A 19,917-nucleotide genomic window follows, 5' to 3' on the forward strand; every position below is an offset into this window, starting at 1 on the left:
CCTTTACTGGGCTTTTTCCAACAGTTTTGGTTTTGCAAAGATCATTCTGCCCGCCGAGGTTTGCAGTACGCTGGTAACGAGCACTTCCATCATCGTGCCGATGTACTCACGACCGCCCTCCACGACGATCATCGTGCCGTCATCCAGATACGCAACGCCTTGACCATGCTCCTTGCCGTCCTTGATAATCTGTACCAGAATTTCTTCCCCTGGCAGGACCACCGGTTTGACCGCGTTAGCGAGATCATTAATGTTCAGGACCGACACACCCTGCAGCTCACAAACCTTATTTAAGTTAAAATCATTGGTGACCACTTTGCCTTGAAGCACTTTGGCCAGCTTCACCAGCTTGCTGTCGACCTCAGATATTTCCTCAAAGTCGCCTTCATAAATGAGTACCTTGACGTCCAGCTCTTTCTGGATTTTGTTCAAAATATCAAGGCCGCGCCGGCCGCGATTTCGCTTAAGAAGGTCCGAAGAATCCGCAATATGCTGAAGCTCCTCCAGGACAAACTCAGGAATGACAATCGTTCCTTCGATAAATCCGGTCTTGCAAATATCCGCAATTCTCCCGTCAATAATGACACTCGTATCCAAAATCTTATGTTCCTCTATGCGCCGGCCCTCAGGCTCAGCGGCTTGGCTCCACTTGCCCGACATCCACAAGGACGCCAATTCATCCTTCTTCTCCAGTCCAATGCGAAACCCGATGTAACCGCCGAGCAGCGTAATGCCAACCTGCAGCAGCTGCCCTGCTTGTCCAAGCAAGGACAACCCCGGTGACAGCAATAGCGACAGCAGCAGGCCGCTCAACAGTCCCGCTGTACCCGCAGCCAGCTCATTCATCGGAATCCGGGAGAACGAAGTGATCAGGCTGTGCAGCCATCTCGTGACCCGATCCGCTGACAGCACGCCGATCATGCCAAACAATAATCCTCCAAGCACCGCGAAGGCTCCGCTTCCCGCTGCAAATAAACCTTGTCCAAAAATAGGCGAGAGCCCTGAGAAAGACCGTTCCATTGTATGATATAACGTATACCCGCCCCATGCTCCGCATAATACTGTAAATGCTAAAATAGCTTTTTTTAACATGAGCTTCCGCACACCTCCTTTTTATACCTGAATATCTTTGCTTCTATTTTCCAGTATGGTCCAATTTATAAAGTCGTAATCGTGCCGACCCATCTTTTTTTAAGATTATCGAATGTAACGTTTTTCGGTGGAACCCAATAAATTGGATAATCGCAAGATAAACATCCTCAAAAACGCGGTGTCTCTTCTGTTGAAGTGCATCGATTGACGTTTTTTTTATAATATTTCCATATCCCCATATTCTACCGGTTTCGCCTACCCCCATCAGGCTTTGACGTGTACTGACATCAACCTCACAAATGGAATTGACCGCCTGCAGACACCTGAAATTGGTTGAAATCGCCTGAAGTAGTGGAATATAATGAACTCAATTCATAATATCGAGGTGGATGTATAAATGAGCGCTCCTAGTTTACAGGCTTTTCAGGACCAAGTTTCCGAATTGTTGCTCCGTCACCGCAGTCTCTTGGATGTTCTGTCTAAAAATGGTCAAAGCAATGCTTCAGTCAACCGGGCCGTAACCAAGGCCATCACAGAATGCGGATGCATCGAGCTCCACGCTACGAAGCAAACCTTCGATATCGGCGCTGATCTCGAATCAGCCCGGGAATTAGCCGGCACGCACGTCGAAGGCCATCTGTGCGAGAATTGCCGTGAAGCGGTTAGCACCGAGCTTGGCCGCAACCTATTTTATATGTCTGCCCTTGCGAATCTTCTGGACATTCAACTGGATGAAGTTGTTGTCAAGGAGTCGCAGAAATGCTCCACATTGGGTATTTTCAACCTGTCGTAAGACCGTTACCATGATGACGGTTCGTAACGGCAAGGCACTCCATGCATACAAAAAAAAGCATTTATCTCGCTGCGCTAGCAGGGAAATAAATGCTTTTTATTTGGAGATATGTCCGAATCCGGCTTATCGGTCAGAGGATTGATAGGCCTCATCTGAATTAGGATCATCCTTTTTGCGACGTTTTTTGCGGTTCAGCCTGCGGAAATTCTGCTGCAAGCCATAACCTGCGTAAAGGACCAATGGCAAGAATATCAGCTTGGAGGTCTGCTCTGGTAAGAACACGGCAACCATAACTGCGCCAATGATGACGAGCGGCGTAAATTTAATCGCTGTTTTCGGAATGCCAATCTTCTTGAAGTTCGGGTATTTGACTGCGCTAACCATGAGATAAGAAAGCAGAAGTACTGCAATAATCATATAAGTTGCTGTAATCTCTTCATGGAATAACGCCAAGGTTGCCAGCACGCCTCCCGCAGCGGGGATCGGCAGGCCGATAAAATATCCCGGTATGCCCGGACGAACATTAAATCTTGCAAGACGCAGTGCGCCGCACATCGGAAATATGGCGGTCACTGTCCAAGCCAGTGCTGTATTAATATCCGTAAACGCTACGGTATACATAATGAGTGCCGGTGCTACGCCGAATGAAATTACATCGGATAATGAGTCAAGTTCCTTACCGAGCTCGCTTTGGGCATTTAACGCCCGAGCTACCCGACCGTCCAGTCCGTCAAGGAGCATGGCAATGATAATCATAATAGCCGCCATACTCGTTCGACCTTCCGTCGCCAAGATGATACCAATCATTCCGAGAAACAGATTACCTAAAGTAAACATGTTCGGAATTGATTTCGTCATTTTTTATTCACCTCATTAATGTTACGTACGAACATCGATTGTAGGTCTTTTAGATTTGTCTGTCAATGAATACTTGTTCTTGCAATCGCTTCAGACCTTCTTTAATGGTACGTGCGCGAACTTCGCCAATTCCGTCCACTTCATCAAGTTCATGGATGGAAGCGGTCATAATGCTGGATAAATCATGGAACTGATCTACCAGATTACGAACGATCACATTCGGCAGGCGAGGGATTTTGTTCAAAATTCGGTAACCACGCGGCAATATTTCTTCCTCCGATGCAGCGGCGGAAGCCGGATAACCAAGAAGCCTTACAATATGATGAATGTCCAGCAGCTCCTCATCCGTAGAACGCTTCAGCGCGAGAATGATCTCGCGGATCTTCTCCTCGCTATACTCCCGGGCATAGTCCGCATACAGCAGCCAAGCCTCTTCCTCCATATTGCTCACAAGCTCATCCATCTGCATGCTGATCAAGCGGCCTTCGTTACCGAGCTCGTTGATATAACGCTTGATCTCCTTCTTGATGCGGAGCACCATCTCGACGCGCTGTATCACATTCACAACTTCCGGAATGGTAACCAGTTCTTCAAATTCAGATGCCGAGAGGTTGGTGAGCGATTGATTAAGCACCACACGGTATCGCTCTAAGGTCTGTATAGCCTGATTGGCCTTGGTTAGGATAACGCCGATTTCCTTCAATGCATACCGCAGCGATCCTTGATACAGCGTAATGATGTTTCGGCGCTGTGAGATGGACACAACCAGCTTGCCTGTCTGTTTCGCTACCCGCTCCGCTGTTCTGTGCCGTATCCCTGTCTCGATGGAAGAGATCGAGGAATCCGGAATCAGCTGGGTATTCGCATATAAGATTCGTTTCAAGTCTTCACTCAGGATGATGGCGCCGTCCATCTTGGCCAGTTCGTATAAATAGTTTGGCGAAAAATCGCAGTTAATGGAGAAGCCGCCGTCGACAACTTCCATTACCTCCGGGCTGTAGCCTACAACGATCAGGGCGCCCGTCTTCGCCCGCAGCACGTTCTCCAGTCCGTCGCGAAACGGCGTTCCCGGTGCTACCAGCTTTAGCAAATCATTCATTTTGTCCAGTTGGCTCGTTTCTTTCACCTTCGTATGCCCCCTAATCTAACGCAACCGCTAATGCATCTGCAACGGTGTTTACTCCTATAATTTGTATTCCTTTCGGATGCTTCCATCCCTTCAAACTCTTCTCCGGCATGAGTACGCGCTTAAAACCCAGCTTCTCGGCTTCTCTTACCCTCTGCTCCGCTCTTGAAACGGCCCGAACCTCACCGGTCAAACCCACCTCGCCAAAAATAACGTCATACGGCTTGGTCGGAATGTCGCGGAAGCTGGACGCTATGCTGACCGCTATGGCCAGATCCACCGCAGGTTCGTCGAGCTTCACGCCGCCCGCTACGTTCAGATAGGCGTCTTGGGTTTGCAGGTACATACCCATCCGTTTCTCCAGCACGGCAATGATTAGATTCATGCGGTGGTGGTCCACCCCTGTGCCCATCCGGCGCGGTGACGGGAAGTGGGTTGTGGAGATGAGCGCCTGCAGCTCGACCAGAACCGGACGAGTTCCCTCCATGCTTGCAACAACGGTTGAACCCGCTACACCTAAAGGCCGTTCAGATAAAAACAGTTCGGATGGATTCCCGACTTCCCGAAGTCCATCCTCACCCATCTCAAAAATGCCAATCTCATTCGTCGAACCGAAACGGTTCTTTACCGCACGAAGCAAACGGTAAGTATGGTGACGCTCTCCTTCAAAATAAAGCACACAGTCCACCATGTGCTCCAGCATCCTTGGGCCTGCAATAGCGCCTTCCTTGGTCACATGACCGACCAGGACGGTCGCTATGCCCTTCACCTTCGCCAATCGCATGAAGCGTGCCGTACACTCCCGTACCTGGGAAACGCTGCCCGGCGCACTGGTTACCTCCGGCAAATACACCGTCTGAATGGAATCAATGACAACAAAACCAGGCTTTACGTTCTCAATGGCTTCCTCAATCGATTCGAGATTGGTTTCACATAGGACATACAGCTCCGGGGACAGCGCCCCGAGCCGATCTGCACGCAGTTTGGTCTGGCGTACGGATTCCTCACCGGAAATGTACAGAACGCGAATACCGTTCTGGGCCAATCGATTGGAGGCTTGCAGCAGCAGCGTAGATTTGCCGATGCCGGGATCACCGCCGACTAACACAAGTGAACCTGGGACAAGCCCGCCGCCGAGCACACGGTTCAATTCCGCAATGCCCGTCTGGATTCTGGGTTCTTTACCGCTTTCTATATTTATGATCGAAAGAGGTTTTTCTTTACTATGAAAAAGAGGGGAATTCATCCCCTGCGTCTTGATTACCGTCTCGGTCTCCTCTACCATGGAATTCCATGATTGGCAGCCCGGACATTTTCCGAACCATTTGGGCGCTTCATAGCCGCACTCGGTACAGAAAAATTTCGTTTTAGTTTTTGCCATGTGAGTCTCCTTTATGTCGCACATCATTTGTCGGATTCCGTAAAACCCTGCAAAATCAGGCATTACTCAAAGTTTACCATTTCTTATAATTCAACGTAAAGGTTAATTGGAAACTTTACGCGGGATGAGAAGGATTTGTTTCAAATTTGAAGGATTGGGGGAAGATCCACATTATTTTGATGCAATTTATCAAACATAAGTACATGTAAACCATACGTGTCCGCTTCGCTGCCGGATCGTTCTTACGATCGCTGTTAAAACCAGGAAACTGGAATTGGAATCATGGTGGTTTCCCGGTTTTAAAGGCGAACGCTGTCGCTTCTTCAGAACGATTCCGTCCTCTCCGCTAGGTTGATACATGAGGATCTGTTCTCCTTATTCGCTAATCATCCCTATGCCTAATTAATTTACCGATTTAAACAGCATTGCTCATTTCATTTACATAACTTCTGAGCATCCAAGTTTCTGCCCCATACAAAACCTTCATCTTCCATTAATCTCAAAATCAAAAACCCCGCCGGATTTAAATCCAGCGGGGCGGGCATACCAACTTATTCAGTTTCGACTGATGCGGCAGTGACACTTTCGTTCTTGTTCACCACAAGCTCGCCATTTGCCTCATCGATTACGAGGGAGTCACCCTTGGCCACAGTACCTTTCAGCAGCTCCTCCGAGAGACGATCCTCGATGTGCTTCTGGATAGCCCGGCGCAGCGGGCGGGCACCGAAGGCCGGATCGTATCCTTCCTTCGCAATGAAGGCCTTCGCTTTGTCTGTGAGCTCGAAATGCACCTCGAATTCCTTCAGACGCTTGCGCAGTTCGTCGGACATCAATGTCACGATCTCGGCAATGTGTTTCTCTTCCAGAGAGTGGAATACGATGATCTCGTCAATCCGGTTCAAGAACTCCGGACGGAAGCTCTTCTTGAGCTCATCCATCACTTTGCCTTTCATGTTGTTATAATCGCGACCTGCATCCGTCACCGCAGTAAATCCTAGCGTAGAGTTTTTCTTGATCGCTTCCGCTCCCACGTTGGAGGTCAGGATGATCAGGGTGTTCCGGAAGTCCACCACGCGGCCCTTGGAATCGGTCAAGCGTCCGTCTTCCAGCACTTGAAGCAGGATGTTGAATACCTCAGGGTGCGCCTTCTCGATTTCATCGAGCAGGACAACGGAATATGGCTTGCGGCGTACTTTCTCGGTCAGCTGACCGCCTTCCTCGTAACCTACATATCCCGGAGGCGCTCCGACGAGACGTGACGTGGAATGCTTCTCCATGTACTCGGACATATCGATCCGCACAACCGCATTCTCATCTCCGAACATCGCTTCAGCAAGTGCGCGTGCCAGCTCAGTTTTACCTACCCCTGTAGGACCCAGGAAGATGAAGGAGCCCATTGGACGCTTCGGATCTTTCAAGCCTGCGCGTGCCCGGCGAACCGCACGGCTGACCGCTTTGACCGCTTCCTCTTGACCGATCACACGGCTGTGGAGGATTTCTTCCAGATTCAGAAGACGCTCGGTCTCTTCTTCTTTCAGTTTATTTACAGGAATACCAGTCCAGTTGGCGACAACGTCGGCGATATCCTCCGGCGTTACCTCGGAATCGGTACGTCCTTGTTTTTCTTTCCATTGATTCTTCGTGATTTCTAGTTCTTCGCGGAGCTTCTGCTCCGTATCGCGCAGCGCTGCAGCCTTCTCGAATTCCTGGCTTTGGACAGCTGCGTCTTTCTCTTTGCGGATGTCCTCCAGATGTGCTTCCTGATCTTTCAGATTAGGCGGTATGGTATACGTATGAAGGCGAACTTTTGAACCAGCCTCGTCAATCAGATCAATCGCTTTATCCGGCAGGAAGCGGTCCGTAATGTAGCGGTCTGACAATTTCACAGCCTGCTCGATCGCTTCATCCGTAATTTTCACGCGGTGATGCGCTTCATAACGGTCACGCAGTCCATACAGAATCTGAATGGCTTCCTCCGGCGACGGTTGGTCCACCGTGATCGGTTGGAAACGGCGCTCGAGGGCAGCATCCTTTTCAATATATTTGCGGTATTCATCCAGTGTGGTTGCCCCGATGCACTGAAGTTCTCCGCGTGCCAATGATGGCTTAAGAATGTTGGAAGCGTCAATCGCACCTTCTGCACCGCCTGCACCGATCAAAGTATGCAGCTCATCGATGAACAGAACGATGTTGCCCGCTTGACGAATCTCATCCATGATTTTTTTCAAGCGATCCTCAAACTCGCCGCGGTATTTGGTTCCAGCAACAACTGAGCCCATATCCAGCGTCATGACGCGTTTGTCACGCAGTGTCTCCGGAATTTCATTGTTAATGATGCGTTGTGCCAGGCCTTCTGCAATCGCCGTCTTACCTACCCCTGGTTCACCAATCAGCACCGGGTTGTTCTTCGTACGGCGGCTTAGTACCTGAATCACGCGCTCAATTTCTTTGCTGCGTCCAATGACCGGATCCAGGTTGCCTTCTTTGGCAATGGCGGTCAGATCGCGAGCGAGACTGTCAAGAGTAGGCGTGCTTACGTTTTGCGGCGTGCCATGATGGCTCGATACCGCTTCGCTGCTGCCGAGCAGCTGCAGCACTTGCTGGCGGGCTTTGTTCAGGCTAATGCCCAGGTTGTTCAGCACGCGTGCGGCAACCCCTTCACCTTCGCGAATCAGCCCCAGCAGAATATGCTCCGTACCTACGTAGGTATGACCAAGCTTACGAGCTTCGTCCATGGAGAGCTCAATCACCTTTTTCGCTCTTGGCGTATAGGCAATGTTGGTAGGCTGCTCCTGACCGCGTCCGATTAATGTTTCGACTTCATCCTGAATTTTCTCAAGACCAAGTCCAAGTCCGATCAGCGCTTTGGCTGCAATGCCATCTCCTTCACGAATAAGTCCTAGCAGGATATGTTCTGTGCCGATATTGTTGTGCCCCAGTCGTACCGCTTCTTCCTGAGCCAATGCAAGCACCTTTTGTGCACGTTCCGTAAATCTGCCAAACATCATAGTATTGCACCTCCACGTTTCAATTAATATATTGAACCTCGCGGATTTCGGTGTATCGTCAGCAATAGGACGCTTAAACCGTCATCCAACAGTAAAACGAGTATAAATCATTAATGGTTACCCAATGTTTCTCTTATGAGCTTAGCCCTGTACATGTCGCGTTCGGAAGGAGTCATGCCCTCTCCATAGGTCTTCTGCAGAAATCCAGGCTGCGTCTTCACATTCAGTTCATTCATGACCGGGATTTCCGGACCTTCAAGGAGGCCGAGATCCACACCAAGCCGAACATCGGACAACCGCTGGGCCGCTTCCTTGGAATCCATCACCGCCGCATAGGACAGTATGCCATAGGAGCGCATAACCCGATCCGTAATCCGGAGCTTGGATTCACCCAAGAGCCGGGCTCTGGCATTCTTCTCATGCTCGATGATTTGCAGGGCGACGCTGTGCAGATTCTCAATGATCTCCGACTCGGTTTGACCGAGCGTGATCTGATTCGAGATTTGAAACAGGTTGCCTAATGCTTCGCTGCCTTCGCCGTAAATCCCTCTTACAGTCAAGCCTACCTGCGATACAGCCGAGAGAATCCGGTTAATCTGCTGTGTCATAACAAGAGCAGGCAGATGCATCATGACCGATGCGCGAAGGCCGGTTCCGACATTAGTCGGACAACTGGTAAGATAACCTCGCTTATCATCAAATGCATAATCGATCTCGGATTCAAAAACATCATCCAGCGCCGTGGCGCGTGCCCATGCCTCACGAACCTGAAATCCGGGATATAAACACTGTATGCGCAGGTGATCCTCTTCATTGATCATAATGCTGACGGATTCATCTTCCGTAAGGATGACTGCACCGTTTCGGGATTCATTCGCCAGATTGGGACTGATCAGATGCTTCTCAACAAGAACCTTCTTATCCAGCTCATCAATCTCACTTAATTTAATTACATGTAAATCCCCGAAATCCTGCAAATCGTCCTTATTCTTCAACACATTCGTCAGGCGCTCTAGCACTTCTCCTGACTGCTGATCCGTTGCCAGCAGCGGGAAAGGAAGATGCTGCAGATTGCGCGCCACCCTGACACGGGTGCTGATGACAATGTCGGAATCCTGACCGTTTCCGCGCATCCACTCGCTCAGCGCCGAATCGGTAAACCGGAGATTAGACATCACGCATTCCTCCTACTAAAGTGCAAAATCTTACAATCTTATCCCTGAGCCATATTCCGCTCCAGCTCACGAATTTGGTCCCGGATCTCGGCAGCCGATTCAAACTCCTCCTGCACGATCCGAATTTGAAGCTCCTTCTTAAGCTCATCAATTTGGCGTTTGATCTGAATCCGGCCACCGGTACGCTTCGGCACTTTACCGACATGGGATGTTCCCCCATGGACCCGCTTAAACAATGGATCCAATCGATCCGAAAAATATTTATAACACGAGCTGCAGCCGAACCGGCCAAGCTTGCTGAACTGGGAATACGTCATACCGCATTCTTCGCACTGCAGCGTCTGGGCCATTTTTGCGCCGGGGCTCTGGCCCTTGCCTGAAGGATCCAGATCCAGAAGACCTGACAACAAACTGTGTATAGAAAAACCATTCGACGTACCGGGGATCAATTCCCCTTTTTCGCGGGCACAGGTTTCACAAAAATGAAACTCCGTTTTCTCCCCGTTCACAATTTTGGTGAAATGAAGTGTCGCCGGCCGTTTACCGCATTCTTGGCATATCATAATCCGATGCCCCCTTACACAGACTCACTTACCTAATAAAGAAATAAGCATCGCCTTCATAATCCTTGCACGCAGCTCATCCCGATAAGGAAGCTTCACATTCAGGCACTCCCTTGAAATGGCGGCCCGCATCAGGCTGGCCTCCCGCTTCGTTAAAAAACGGGACTCCTCCAGCTGGTAAATCAATCCTTCAGCCACCGTCTGGTCAATCATGCTGCCAATGGTATGATGAAGATGCTGCTGGAGTGCAGTATGCTGGGGAAGCTCGATACGTTGGATGCGTATGTACCCGCCCCCGCCGCGCTTGCTCTCGACAAGAAAGCCCTTCTCCAGCGTAAACCGTGTACTGATCACGTAGTTAATCTGGGAAGGAACGCAAGAAAATTGCTCCGCCAGATCGTTGCGTTGAATTTCAACGGTACCCTCCGGACTTTCCTGCAGTATGCTCTTCAGGTATTGTTCGATAATATCAGAGATATTACGCATTGGTCTGTTCATCCTCCACTGTTTGAAACGTTAAGACGGATAGTGATCTTACACGTCCGCACAGAGCCTTGCTTATACGTTAATTTTAACCATAATCAAAACCAGCGAACCCTCTCGTTGACTTTGACTTTCTTTGACTTTGATCTCATTATAGCACATTTTTTCATTTTGCCAAGAGGTACTTCTCAATTTATCGCGCTTTGCCTTTATTCTTATTGTACCCAGTTCTTTGATCGCTTATAGCCTCTTCTTCAAGAACAATTCATACAAAGGGCATCAAAAAAGAAGCAGCCCCCATACCGGTGAAAACCGGTTACAAGACCACTTCTCCATATCATAATCCTATATCGTATCAAGCTTTAAGCGTCATAACTGATCAAGTAGTGCTGCAGCTCCGTATTGTAATAACCGATGCTGTATTCAATGATTCTGCCTGTCCCGTCATAAGAGGTTCTGAGCCGCTTCAGTAACGGAGAGCCTACACTTACTTCAAGCAAGGAGGCAGTCTCTTCATTTGCCACGGTTGCCAGGAAACGGTCGCGGAAATTCTCAAGCGTAATTTGACTTTCCTCGATGCGGTCATAGAGAGACGGTAGTTCGGTGGAACCGAACTCTTCACCCATATCCACTTGGGATGACACGTAGTGAGTGTAGTAAATAAAAGGATTCCCGTCCAGTAAATACAATCGTTCAATAAGCAGGCACCGCTCCCCGAATTTTAAAAACAGTTCGCTGTCCGGCTCATTAAGCACCCATTCCGTCTTCAGGTGACGCTTCCGAATCTGGTGTCCTTCTTCGACCAGAATCTCGGTAAACAGCTTGCCTTTGGAAAGCTTGGAGAAGGAAGTATTCCGGGTCACAATCGTTCCTACCCCGCTCCGCTTCTCTACATACCCTTCCTGATACAACTCTTGGATCGCATTGCGGACCGTCATTTTGCTAACGTTAAATTCCTGCTCCAGCTGCGGCTCGGAAGGAATATGGGAGCCGAGTGGATATTCCCCATGCAGAATCCGATCTTTTATGATCTTCTTGATTTGCAAGTATAACGGACCGTTCTTCCGCGTGATCGACATGCTTCTCCTACCTTTCCACGTCAGACATATGATGACTCATTGCCTGAAGCACTTCGCGTTCGTTCGCCGTCGGCGTATCCCCTGTTACGGTATGGGCAAGCATCGCCGCAGCTGCGGCAAAATCAACCGTCCGATTCGGTTCATAACCCTCCGAGATCCCGTGGATCACCCCGCTGGCGTAAGCATCACCCGCGCCGATACGATCGTGAACGGAAAACGTCAACGTTTTGGAAAAATGAAACGCTCCATCCGTGTAGAGATAGCCTTGCAGGGAATGGGTGTTATCCCCGTTGATCTTGCGGTGGGTACCCGACGCAACCGTAATATTATACTTCGCTGCCACCTTCGGAATCAACTCCTGCAGCTGTTCGTTCCTATCCTCCCGGGTCGTCTCCATGCCAAGGATATAGATAGCATCCTTCTCATTCATAAAGACGATATCCGCCAATGTCAGCATTTCCTCATAGTGCGGCTTGGCAAACTCATAGCGGTCTGTCTCCCATAAAGAGGGACGATAATTGCAATCGAACACAACGGTTCCCCCGTTAGCCTTAACTTCACGAGCCAGTGTCTTCATTTGGCCTCGTACCGTGTCATTCATGGAAAGAGTTATACCGCAAAAATGGACCATGTCTATCTTTTGGGCAATCGCACCGAAATCGTACATGGCATCCTCTGCCGTGTTAAAGCTGCTGCCCAGCCGGTCCGTATAGGTCACGCGTCCGGGTCTGACACCAAAGCCATTCTCCAAAAAGTACATGCCAACATATTTGCCTCCGCGGCTTATGAGGGAAGTATCGATGCCAAGCTTGCGCAAGTAGGAAACCGCCGCTTCGCCAAGCGGGTTATCCGGCAGCGTGCTGACCAGATAACCGTTATGACCGAACCTTGCCACAGCCGAGGCGATGTTTACCCCCGTGCCGGAAAAAGAGTAATTCAGATGGCTCTCTTGAGCCAAGGAAGCATATCCCGGTACTTGAAGACGCATCATCACTTCGCCATATGCGGCAATCGTCTTAGGCATATTGATCAACCAGCGCTTTTAGCTTGCGATGCAGCTCTTGAACATCGCTAATGATTGTATCTCCGCTTGCCGAGTCGATAATCGAGGAGTACACGTGCGGGATGACCTGCTGCACTCCCGCTTCGAATGCGATGCGCACGATGGCTTCAAAATTCTCTTTATCAATCCCCCCGGTTGGTTCAAGCGCGAATCCTTCCTCCGCACACGCCTTCGCTACCGCGCGGTACTCATCCTCCAGCTTCAAGCCCTGCATCGGGAAGTACTTCAGTGCGTTACCGCCCATATCGCGCACAAGCGCGATAGCCGCTTTTACAGGTACGATGGCTTTGTCCGATCCGGCAGCGCTCACCGGTCCGGTTGAGATATTCACGTAACCCACTTGACCCGAAGGGGACACGAGGCTGTTAATCCAGCTTTCTTTGCCATCCAGATTGGCACGTGTAGCACCGACTGCCGGGAACACCTGATTGATATGCGTGCCCGGATAGCTCTTCACTATCTCGGCAACCACCGCAGCTTGGCGGCTATCCCCGGCACCCAATCCAATCGATACCGCATCTTCGATAACGGACCCGTACTCCTTCATCGCAATAACGGCCTCTTGTGCGTTCCGGTAATTTTTGGACAATACGCCGACCAGCACATGCCCTTCCGAAGCTTCAAAAATTTCCTTCGCGTTCTGAATGCTGCCTGCAAGTACGTTCAATGCCGCGCGATTTCTGTAAAGACGTTTCTCCATATTTGCCATCTTAGTTTCCCCCTGCAATCTGCTGTATTCTCGTTATAATGACCTGCAAATCATCCCCGGAAAGCGAGCGAGGATCAATATCAAAATACCCCTGGCGAACGCCGTAATCCCTGGTGTACACAGCAATGTCGCCTTCGCGAAGCTGATCGTTCATGGACTTGGCACTAACTCCGGCCGCATTTTCATCGACTTTCACGCGCCCCCTATAGATCGCCCTTCCCGCTTCGTCCTGAACAATGGTTACCTCAATGCCCGGCAATTTCGATAAGGATTTCATTTCCTCCAGTGCCGCTTTCTCCTGCTCACTCTTATCTTCCTTCGCCATATACTCATCCAGCGCCTGAAGCAGTCCAAACGTCGTTTCCTTGCCTACCTTCATGCTGCGCCCAATACCATGAAGCTGCGCTTTTACCCACTCGACGTATTGACGTTTGCCGCCGACAATGCCGGAGGTCGGGCCTTCAATTGCCTTGGATCCGCTGTATATGGCCAGGTCCCCGTATTTCACATACTTCTGGATATCCTCTTCGGCAGCAGCATCGATAATCAGCGGAAGTCCATGTGCCTGGGCCACTTCTGCCGCTTCTTCTACCGAAATCATATTTTTCTGTACGCAGTGATGGGATTTCACATACAAAATGGCGGCTGTACGCTCATTAATCGCTTCTGCGATATGCTCCTTGCGCCCTTCGTTGGCATACCCAACTTCAACGACCTTGCCGCCCCCGAGATAAACCATCGTTTCGACAGGTGCACCATACTGCACATTATGTCCCTTAAACATGATAATCTCGTTCTTCACGATGGGCTCCTGGTGCAGTCGGTCACTGCGTCTGCGCTTGCCTTCGGTAACGATTCCAGCCACGGAAAGCGCAATTCCGCTGGAAGCGGAATTGACAACGACCGCAGCCTCGGAACCAAGGATGCGCGCCATGTAATCCCCCGCCTTATCTACCAGATCCGCGATTTCCACGTAACTCTGCCCGCCGATCCGCATCGCTTCCATGACGGTATCCGTCGGCGCCGATACACCAAGAATACTCATGCGCCCGCTGGCATTAACCACGCGTTTCAACCCGTATTTAGCATGTAATGAATGATCCATTGACTACCACTCCTCTGGCTTCGATATATCGATCAGCGATTCGGGTCTCCCCTTCGGAATCCGTTAAACTCATAGCGCCCTGCTGCAGGGCAAACAGCGTCAGGTGAGCGGCATCGCCGGCTTGAATTCGGCCAAGCTCCGGACGGCGCAACCATCCTGCTGCATGGTCCGTTACCGCTGAGACCACCTCCTGCAGGCTGTACCCCAAATACAGGAACTTCGTCATGACATTAGCCAGGCTGTAGACCGGGCCATGGATGCGATTCCCGCGATAAATATCGGTGCTGATCGTGTCCGGCTTAATCCCTTGGGCCTTGGCATATTCCGCCACCAAGAACGAGAAGCTTGCCGTTCCATGGCCCACGTCCAGATGAACGCCGCGAGCTATCGCTTCCACCAGGGCAGGGATCGGCTTCCCGTCCGAATCAAATAAATTGTTGGCTTTGCCGTTCAAATAATGAGTAATAATGTCGTCTTTCTGAAGCAGCTCCAATACTTCCTCAATCGGAGGTGGCCCTGACCCGATATGTACCATCAGCGGCAGTGACGTTTTATCCGACAATTTTCTTGCGAGTCGAAGCGGTTCTACCCCATTGTCCCTGACGACGCTTTTGCTGATTCTGGCCTTGAGTCCAATGATCAGATCCGGATACGTGTTTACCGCCTTTGTTGCCTTCTCGGCATCGATCCATTCCAGACTGGACAACTCGTCGATCCGCTGCAGACCGATATGCGAAATATTCAGAAAAGCAAACACATTCGTCTTGGACCTTGCAACCTCGGCTGCCAGTTCTCCAATCGTATCCGCGCCGCAGCTTCCTGCGTCGATTATGGTGGCAACCCCTTGCTTAACGCCGATCTCGTCGATGGCATCTCCATAAGGCTCCAGCTTGGCGACCGCATGGACATGCATATCGATCCAGCCGCTGGACACATATAGACCCGTACCATCAAAACAGTTGGCACCCTGTGCCGTGTTTGCATCCGTTATTTCGGTTATGAACCCGTTCTCCATGACAATGTCAAAAGGTTCATCCTGTTGGACCGTCTTTACATTGCGTATAATAAAACGCTGTTCCAATATCTTCATAGCTTCACTCCTTCAGCCTTGCCGGACCAGCCTTGGATCCTCTTATCCCGTCGGTTTACATTGTGTAAGTTGAGTGTCGTGACTATAGCATAGCACAGAACGAGCGCTACGTGAATATAACGTTATAATGTTTAATCGCATTTCTGTATTTATCCCCTTTTCACATGATCTAATGGAGGGTTCCACTCTTGCTCAGGAAGGCTAATTCTAGTTCTGTCTTGCCCCTGTTATCTCCTTCCATACGCAAAAAAAACTGCCCTCGATAGGCAGTCTCTTTGTTCGTCATAGTCTAAACCTTATTCATTTGTCTTCCGGATTCCAAGTATCCCTTTTGGTTAAACCTCAACCTTCCGGTCGATGAGGTAGACCGTTGCATACACGATCAACGCGGCCAATATCACTTCAAAAGCAAGCGCCCCCCAAGCTAATGTATATGGCACGGTCGATACCGTAAGGTCTGCCTCTTTCTCATAAAACGAAATGCTAGCCATAGGACCGGCCCACGCTGCATCTTCTCCGAAAAGCATTTGGCTAAGCCAGCCAAGCACGTATTGCAACACGAAAAACACCAGAATGCCGATCCATGTACTGCCCTTCTTCGTGATACTCCTGGACACGGTAATTGCAAAAAATATCGCAATCATCAAATAGATGAATTTCCATACCATCAGCAGGGCAAGCCCGACATAATACGAAACGGGAACATCAGCGAAATTGATATATTCCCAAATGTCCGCTGCGTTCAAGTAGTACCATAAATGCAGAGCCATCAATATCCCAAGTACCAGCAAGCTTACACATGCCAGTAAAAGTGATGAAACCACATTCCACACGGAATGTACGGGAAGTAAACGTCGGTGATATGCCTTTATGTTAAAGCCGAAGTTCTTGCCAGTGACCACAAGAAGCAATACACTCACGGAGCCATAAGCCAGCATGCTTAGACCCAGCATTATTCCAAGCTCCCAATCTCTTATCGAGCCTGCTACCGTGATCGCAATCTGAACGATGAGAAGGATCGCGAAGGCGCCGAGCAGCGTCGTCGAATTTCTCTTCCAGTCGTATTTGAACAGTTTTATCATTCCGCATACACCTCTTTAAACATCTCATCCACACTTTTTCCGTGTTTTAGGCGGATGTTCTCAACTTCGTCATGCATAACGACTTCGCCGCCCCGAATAAAGATCACTTCATCAAATATCCGCTCAATATCCCGGACCAAATGGGTTGAAATGATAATGCTGCTGTCTTCGTTGTAGAACTCCACAATCGCATCCAAAATTTTGCCCCGGGCTACCGGATCCACTCCGCCAATCGGCTCATCCAGCATATACAGCTGCGCTTCACGGGACAAGGCCAATGATAACTGCAGGCGCTCATTCATTCCTTTGGATAAGGAACTGATGCGGTCATGGGTCTTTAAATTCATGAATTCCAGCATGTTGCGTGCCTTATCCACATTAAAGTCCTCATAAAAATCTTTAAAATATGCCACCGCATCCGATACCTTCATCCAGGATTCCGTCACGGGCCGATCCGGCATAAAGGAAACGACGGCTTTCGTTTCCAGGCCTACCGGTTTGCCATTCACGTAAGCGCCGCCCGTTGTGGGCTGGATCAACCCAGCGGCTATTTTCATAAGCGTACTCTTTCCGCTGCCGTTGGTGCCAAGCAAACCAATGATTTTTCCACCGTTAATATCCAGATTAACATCATGTAATGCTCTGCGGCCGCCGGCATACGTTTTGGTCACGTTCTTTACCTGTAACAGATTTTCCACTATGGTCTCACCTCCGCTTTTTGGATCATGGCTGCTTCACAGCATCTTCCACGATCGTAATGATATCCTGATCTTTAAAGCCGAGCTCCTGCATGCCGCGTATAAACCGTTTCAGCAGATCGCCGGCCATTTCTTTTTTGATTTCCATGATTTTCGATTCCTCGCTTGTTACGTATCGGCCCAATCCCCGCCGCGTCTCCACAATACCCTCACGCTCCAATTCCTGAAAAGTTCGCTGCACCGTGTTTGGATTTATTTGAAGCTCACTCGCTAATTCTCGAACCGATGGGATTTTATCACCGGGCTGCAGTTTGCCGATGATGATTTCTTTCTTTAAATACGTCATGATCTGTAAATAGATCGGCAGATTATTGTCGAATTCTATACTCACTGTCGGGTTGCTCCTTTCCGCCGCTCTACCTCGAACTCAGGTCCCTTATGCGACATCCCGTTTTTTAAACGTAACAAAGCCTATCGCAAGAAACAAGAGGAGATATGCAGCGAGCATCATCATTGAGAATGTTAAACTCATGCCTGGAATCGGAGAGCTTGCGCCTCCGCTGTACATGGAAAGGTCCACGTTCAGGAACAGCAGGTATTTAGACCAGGAGTAACGCGCAAGCAGCTGTACCACCATACTTTCCATAATGACCATAAACATGCCGATGCCGATTGCAGGACCGGTAGATCTCGTTAGAATGCCTACCATAAAGGTTAGCGTTACATAAACGATCGTATACACCAGGTTGTTCACCGCTCCAATGAACACATCGCCAAGCGTAACGGAGCCGACATCCATGCCGAACGTAATTTGACCTGTCAGCACGGCTACAGCAAACATGAAGGCCACCAGTGTTAAGATGTAAATCAATACGGCCACATATTTCGATGCCAAAATTTTGGTGCGGCTCTGTGCACGTATAAGCAGCAATTTGATTGTTCCCATACTGTGTTCCTTCGCTACGGCTCCTGCCGTCACGACAATGGCAAGCAGGGTCAGCACTTGCCCCATTCCCTTGGTTGTTACAGCTATCTCGGCAAATTCATAACCGGTACTGCTCCCACCGGAAAACTTATAGAGCAAGAAAGCCGTGAAGACCACCATCCCGGCCAAAAGCGCATAGGGCAGGAAGAAGCTGCGTTTCTTAAACATTTTGAGCCATTCATTCCAGACGAGATTTCCAAAGCTACGCAATGCGGTTGCCTCCTGTCCATTTTAAGAATTCTTCTTCAAGTGACGATTTGATCTCTTCCACCCGGTAAATCCGTACCCGTGCATCACACAGTGTCTGGATCAGCGAAGGAATATCTTCTTCCTGAAGTTGAAGGGTAATGATTCCCTCCTCCAGTTGGGTGCTCCGCAATGTGATGTTTTGCAAATGTCTAATCGTTTGTTCAGCCATGGTCACGTCATTCACGCGGAAGCTTACCGTAGTAAATTCTTCATTAAGAACTGTCCCCCCGATAGATCGCTCGGTTACGAATTTCCCCTCCTGGATAACGACCACACGGCTGCACATCAGTTCCATCTCCGACAGCAGGTGGCTGGATACGAGAATCGCAATTCCCTCATCTTTGGCGATTTGCTTCAAGTAATCCCGCATCTCGCGGATACCGGCTGGATCCAGGCCGTTCGTCGGCTCGTCAAGAATGAGGATGGATGGATTATGCAGCAAGGCCTGCGCTATTCCAAGCCGTTGGCGCATTCCCAGGGAATAAGCGCGCACTTTCTTGTGTATGGCATCCTGGAGCCCAACAAGCTTAACCACCTCCATGATTCTCGTGATGGTCACTCCCTCAGACATCCGCTGGTACTGTCTCAGGTTGTCATAACCGCTCATGTACGGATAGAATTCCGGATTCTCGATGATGCCCCCGATATGCCGGACGGCTTGAACGAAGTCCTTCTTGATGCTGTGCCCTTTTACCTGTACATCGCCATGGGTCATCTCGATTAACCCTACAATCATCCGAATGGTTGTTGTTTTGCCCGCGCCGTTCGGTCCAAGCAAACCAACGATTTCACCGAGATGAATATCAAAGGATAGCCCATCGACGATGTTCTTCTTGCCAATCGTTTTGGTGACCTGATTGACGGTAAGCACGACGGGTCCTTTCTTGGCATCTTTCCTATTGGTGGAGGCCGATCCACTGATTCCATCAACCCATTCCCCTGAGGCATTCTCTATATTCGTTGTCCTTTTATTTGAATCGTTTCCGCTCATGTATTAGTTACACTCCTTTTTGTATCTGTGTTATAGTTAAATAGTACACTAGTGTTTTGGTTCTGTAAAGCCTAATTTTTCAGTGTGGAAATTTTGCTTGTGCGCTCAGGGAACTGCTGCCTCATTATGATGATTTAGAGGATTGCGAAAAAGCGTGAGGATGAATCTTTGGCGAAACGAAAAAAGACGATCCTAAAAGATCGTCTTTTGGGGCAAGTATAGATAACATCACACTCTTAGGAGCAATAGGAAAAGACCGCTATCGATGACTCGATAACGGTCTTTATGGTTGTTCGCTTGGCGACGTCCTACTCTCCCGGGACCCTTCGGTCCAAGTACCATCGGCGCTGGAAGGCTTAACGGTCGTGTTCGGTATGGGAACGCGTG

Annotated in this window: 20 protein-coding genes and 1 rRNA gene; 1 reads left to right on the plus strand and 20 read right to left on the minus strand. The window is 49.6% G+C overall.

The window, feature by feature from the left end; translation table 11 throughout:
- Window positions 1-3: 3 nt before the first annotated feature.
- Window positions 4-1,092: a PIN/TRAM domain-containing protein gene (locus tag AK95_RS16600; RefSeq protein WP_071221034.1), complete on the minus strand. Its 1,089-nt coding sequence runs from the start codon at window positions 1,090-1,092 to the stop codon at window positions 4-6.
- A gap of 397 nt (window positions 1,093-1,489) precedes the next feature.
- Between AK95_RS16600 and AK95_RS16605 the strand changes: the two genes are divergently transcribed.
- Window positions 1,490-1,885: a nucleoside triphosphate pyrophosphohydrolase family protein gene (locus AK95_RS16605; protein WP_071221035.1), complete on the plus strand. Its 396-nt coding sequence runs from the start codon at window positions 1,490-1,492 to the stop codon at window positions 1,883-1,885.
- 123 nt (window positions 1,886-2,008) lie between these two features.
- On the opposite strand, the gene pssA is transcribed toward AK95_RS16605, so the two are convergent.
- From pssA to rrf, 19 genes are all read right to left on the minus strand, one after another.
- Window positions 2,009-2,743, minus strand: a complete 735-nt coding sequence (gene pssA / locus AK95_RS16610) for a CDP-diacylglycerol--serine O-phosphatidyltransferase (RefSeq protein WP_071221036.1) — start codon at window positions 2,741-2,743, stop codon at window positions 2,009-2,011.
- Window positions 2,744-2,792: 49 nt separating this feature from the next.
- The gene (gene disA / locus AK95_RS16615; RefSeq protein ID WP_071221037.1) at window positions 2,793-3,869 is read right to left on the minus strand and encodes a DNA integrity scanning diadenylate cyclase DisA; all 1,077 of its coding nucleotides are present in this window, start codon (window positions 3,867-3,869) and stop codon (window positions 2,793-2,795) included.
- 13 nt (window positions 3,870-3,882) lie between these two features.
- Window positions 3,883-5,250, minus strand: coding sequence for a DNA repair protein RadA (radA, locus tag AK95_RS16620; protein WP_071221038.1), 1,368 nt, complete (start codon window positions 5,248-5,250; stop codon window positions 3,883-3,885).
- Window positions 5,251-5,439: 189 nt separating this feature from the next.
- Window positions 5,440-5,610, minus strand: a complete 171-nt coding sequence (locus AK95_RS34170; protein ID WP_162487596.1) for a hypothetical protein — start codon at window positions 5,608-5,610, stop codon at window positions 5,440-5,442.
- Between the two features lie 191 nt (window positions 5,611-5,801).
- A complete protein-coding gene (gene clpC / locus AK95_RS16625; RefSeq protein ID WP_071221039.1) occupies window positions 5,802-8,258 on the minus strand; it encodes an ATP-dependent protease ATP-binding subunit ClpC in 2,457 nt (818 codons plus the stop codon).
- A gap of 110 nt (window positions 8,259-8,368) precedes the next feature.
- Window positions 8,369-9,433, minus strand: a complete 1,065-nt coding sequence (gene mcsB / locus AK95_RS16630; RefSeq protein ID WP_071221040.1) for a protein-arginine kinase McsB — start codon at window positions 9,431-9,433, stop codon at window positions 8,369-8,371.
- Window positions 9,434-9,471: 38 nt separating this feature from the next.
- Window positions 9,472-9,996 carry a protein-arginine kinase activator protein McsA gene (gene mcsA / locus AK95_RS16635; RefSeq protein WP_071221041.1) on the minus strand — a complete coding sequence of 175 codons (525 nt, stop codon included), beginning with the start codon at window positions 9,994-9,996 and terminating at the stop codon, window positions 9,472-9,474.
- A 24-nt stretch (window positions 9,997-10,020) separates the two neighbouring features.
- Window positions 10,021-10,482, minus strand: coding sequence for a CtsR family transcriptional regulator (locus AK95_RS16640; protein ID WP_071221042.1), 462 nt, complete (start codon window positions 10,480-10,482; stop codon window positions 10,021-10,023).
- Between the two features lie 359 nt (window positions 10,483-10,841).
- A complete protein-coding gene (locus AK95_RS16645; protein WP_071221043.1) occupies window positions 10,842-11,558 on the minus strand; it encodes a GntR family transcriptional regulator in 717 nt (238 codons plus the stop codon).
- A gap of 7 nt (window positions 11,559-11,565) precedes the next feature.
- Complete coding sequence (locus AK95_RS16650; RefSeq protein WP_071221044.1) at window positions 11,566-12,582, minus strand: sugar kinase; 1,017 nt, start codon at window positions 12,580-12,582, stop codon at window positions 11,566-11,568.
- A complete protein-coding gene (dagF, locus tag AK95_RS16655; RefSeq protein ID WP_071221045.1) occupies window positions 12,575-13,330 on the minus strand; it encodes a 2-dehydro-3-deoxy-phosphogluconate aldolase in 756 nt (251 codons plus the stop codon). The genes AK95_RS16650 and dagF overlap by 8 nt, the downstream gene beginning before the upstream one ends.
- A 1-nt stretch (window position 13,331) precedes the next feature.
- Complete coding sequence (locus AK95_RS16660; protein WP_071221046.1) at window positions 13,332-14,435, minus strand: DgaE family pyridoxal phosphate-dependent ammonia lyase; 1,104 nt, start codon at window positions 14,433-14,435, stop codon at window positions 13,332-13,334.
- On the minus strand, window positions 14,413-15,516 hold the full coding sequence (locus AK95_RS16665) for an amidohydrolase/deacetylase family metallohydrolase (RefSeq protein ID WP_201259396.1): 1,104 nt from the start codon (window positions 15,514-15,516) through the stop codon (window positions 14,413-14,415). The genes AK95_RS16660 and AK95_RS16665 overlap by 23 nt, the downstream gene beginning before the upstream one ends.
- Window positions 15,517-15,860: 344 nt before the next feature.
- The gene (locus AK95_RS16670; RefSeq protein ID WP_071221048.1) at window positions 15,861-16,607 is read right to left on the minus strand and encodes a hypothetical protein; all 747 of its coding nucleotides are present in this window, start codon (window positions 16,605-16,607) and stop codon (window positions 15,861-15,863) included.
- On the minus strand, window positions 16,604-17,305 hold the full coding sequence (locus AK95_RS16675; RefSeq protein WP_201259395.1) for an ABC transporter ATP-binding protein: 702 nt from the start codon (window positions 17,303-17,305) through the stop codon (window positions 16,604-16,606). Before AK95_RS16675 ends, AK95_RS16670 begins: the two co-directional genes overlap by 4 nt.
- A gap of 25 nt (window positions 17,306-17,330) precedes the next feature.
- Window positions 17,331-17,696 carry a GntR family transcriptional regulator gene (locus AK95_RS16680; protein ID WP_071221050.1) on the minus strand — a complete coding sequence of 122 codons (366 nt, stop codon included), beginning with the start codon at window positions 17,694-17,696 and terminating at the stop codon, window positions 17,331-17,333.
- Between the two features lie 45 nt (window positions 17,697-17,741).
- Complete coding sequence (locus tag AK95_RS16685; RefSeq protein WP_071221051.1) at window positions 17,742-18,500, minus strand: ABC transporter permease; 759 nt, start codon at window positions 18,498-18,500, stop codon at window positions 17,742-17,744.
- Window positions 18,493-19,530 (minus strand): ABC transporter ATP-binding protein, encoded by a 1,038-nt coding sequence (locus AK95_RS16690; protein ID WP_071221052.1) that lies wholly within the window; start codon window positions 19,528-19,530, stop codon window positions 18,493-18,495. Before AK95_RS16690 ends, AK95_RS16685 begins: the two co-directional genes overlap by 8 nt.
- 295 nt (window positions 19,531-19,825) lie before the next feature.
- Window positions 19,826-19,917, minus strand: a 5S ribosomal RNA gene (gene rrf / locus AK95_RS16695); the annotation flags it as partial.

Source organism: Paenibacillus sp. LC231 (genome assembly GCF_001860525.1).
In the GTDB taxonomy this organism is placed as follows: Bacteria; Bacillota; Bacilli; order Paenibacillales; family Paenibacillaceae; genus Paenibacillus_AQ.

Bases quoted from the DNA above. Each gene is read 5' to 3' on its own strand.
- AK95_RS16600 (WP_071221034.1), bottom strand. From the start codon at position 1,092: ATGTTAAAAAAAGCTATTTTAGCATTTACAGTATTATGCGGAGCATGG.
- AK95_RS16605 (WP_071221035.1), top strand. From the start codon at position 1,490: ATGAGCGCTCCTAGTTTACAGGCTTTTCAGGACCAAGTTTCCGAATTG.
- pssA (WP_071221036.1), bottom strand. From the start codon at position 2,743: ATGACGAAATCAATTCCGAACATGTTTACTTTAGGTAATCTGTTTCTC.
- radA (WP_071221038.1), bottom strand. From the start codon at position 5,250: ATGGCAAAAACTAAAACGAAATTTTTCTGTACCGAGTGCGGCTATGAA.
- AK95_RS34170 (WP_162487596.1), bottom strand. From the start codon at position 5,610: ATGTATCAACCTAGCGGAGAGGACGGAATCGTTCTGAAGAAGCGACAG.
- clpC (WP_071221039.1), bottom strand. From the start codon at position 8,258: ATGATGTTTGGCAGATTTACGGAACGTGCACAAAAGGTGCTTGCATTG.
- mcsB (WP_071221040.1), bottom strand. From the start codon at position 9,433: ATGTCTAATCTCCGGTTTACCGATTCGGCGCTGAGCGAGTGGATGCGC.
- mcsA (WP_071221041.1), bottom strand. From the start codon at position 9,996: ATGATATGCCAAGAATGCGGTAAACGGCCGGCGACACTTCATTTCACC.
- AK95_RS16640 (WP_071221042.1), bottom strand. From the start codon at position 10,482: ATGCGTAATATCTCTGATATTATCGAACAATACCTGAAGAGCATACTG.
- AK95_RS16645 (WP_071221043.1), bottom strand. From the start codon at position 11,558: ATGTCGATCACGCGGAAGAACGGTCCGTTATACTTGCAAATCAAGAAG.
- AK95_RS16650 (WP_071221044.1), bottom strand. From the start codon at position 12,582: ATGCCTAAGACGATTGCCGCATATGGCGAAGTGATGATGCGTCTTCAA.
- dagF (WP_071221045.1), bottom strand. From the start codon at position 13,330: ATGGCAAATATGGAGAAACGTCTTTACAGAAATCGCGCGGCATTGAAC.
- AK95_RS16660 (WP_071221046.1), bottom strand. From the start codon at position 14,435: ATGGATCATTCATTACATGCTAAATACGGGTTGAAACGCGTGGTTAAT.
- AK95_RS16670 (WP_071221048.1), bottom strand. From the start codon at position 16,607: ATGATAAAACTGTTCAAATACGACTGGAAGAGAAATTCGACGACGCTG.
- AK95_RS16690 (WP_071221052.1), bottom strand. From the start codon at position 19,530: ATGAGCGGAAACGATTCAAATAAAAGGACAACGAATATAGAGAATGCC.